1 protein-coding gene is annotated in these 514 nt (G+C 40.5%); it reads right to left on the minus strand.

Annotation, left to right across the window (positions count from 1 at the left end):
• Window positions 1–127 precede the first annotated feature (127 nt).
• The coding region (locus CRO04_RS25850) for a transposase (RefSeq protein WP_141401071.1) at window positions 128–514 on the minus strand (387 nt) is incomplete at its 5' end.

Genomic DNA, 514 nt, shown 5'->3' on the forward strand with positions numbered 1-514 from the left:
GGAAAGAATCACATTTAGAATCTGAGAAAAGCAGGTTTAGAAAACGAACCTGTTTTTCTCAGACCCTAAACATGATACTTTCCTTTAGAATTATAGCACGTCTTTGTGCTGTTTTTAAACAGAAAAATTACTGTTCCTCTTCTCGAATCGGTTCCCGGTATTCTGTCTTATTTTTCATCATTCCGTAAACAATGTTCACCAATCGGCGCATGATACAGACTAATGCCTGAGACTTTGTCTTTCCTTCGCCGATTTTCCGCATGTAATAATTATAAAATACCGGATGATTGGGTATTCCGTTCTTTGGCTTGGAAACCATTGTTACCGCCAGAAAATAAAACAGTCCATGCAACTGGCGGTTTCCTTGTCTGGAGCTTTGCTCCTTGCCTTTTCCTGCAGAACTGAACTTTACAGGAGCTACTCCTGCAAATCTTGCCAGCTTATCTGCATTGGGAAACCTTCGGATTTCTCCGATTTCTGCAATCAACTTACTTGCTATTGAAGTTCCGATACC

The sequence above is a fragment of the Lacrimispora amygdalina genome (assembly GCF_900205965.1).
Lineage (GTDB): Bacteria > Bacillota > Clostridia > Lachnospirales > Lachnospiraceae > Lacrimispora > Lacrimispora amygdalina_A.